Raw genomic sequence first — 571 nt, 5'->3', positions numbered from 1 at the left:
GCTGCCAACCAATCAGGGCGCTCATACCCTTCAACCATCTGCCGCCAATTAAAAAGCGACATCCGGCTCACACCAAAGTGCACCGCACTCAAGCTTGCCGCATCATGCACACCCATACCGGCATGGAGTAAATCTTCCCAATAACAAAGCGCCTTCAAACGCTCTTCACAGCGCCTTTTATGCGCCTTTGAAAGCCCTTCATAACGCACCCAAACACTTGTCTTTTGTTCCCCTTGCGTTTGTTTCACATCAACAGCCCCACCAAACCGCACCAACAATGCCGCCCGCGCCCCCTCCGGCAATAAGGAAATGTGATACTCCCAAACCGTCTTGGTTTTGCCTAATGTTTGGCGAAACAATTGTGTATTCAAACGCCATTTCTTAAGCGCAAGATTGTTGAGACCAATCTTTGTTTTCGGCAACCCTGGCAAAGCTGCCTCAGCCAATTCGGCAATAGTAAACCATTCCTTCATGGCTGCCCCCTTTTAATGCGAACCGGCGTTGCGCGCATGGCTTTCAATTGCGCTGCAATCTCCCGCTGTTCCTGCTGCAACCGCGCAATTTCTGCTAG

At 51.0% G+C, this 571-nt stretch carries 1 protein-coding gene; it reads right to left on the bottom strand.

Annotated features, from left to right (window positions below; genetic code table 11):
• Positions 1-473: DNA-binding protein (locus tag ACFIJS_RS09300; protein ID WP_375651347.1), on the bottom strand; the 473-nt coding region annotated here is incomplete at its 3' end.
• Between the last annotated feature and the right edge of the window lie 98 nt (positions 474-571).

The sequence above is a fragment of the Bartonella sp. OT172YNZD genome (genome assembly GCF_042193725.1).
In the GTDB taxonomy this organism is placed as follows: domain Bacteria; phylum Pseudomonadota; class Alphaproteobacteria; order Rhizobiales; family Rhizobiaceae; genus Bartonella; species Bartonella grahamii_A.
This window is presented reverse-complemented; position numbering and strand designations above follow the sequence as displayed.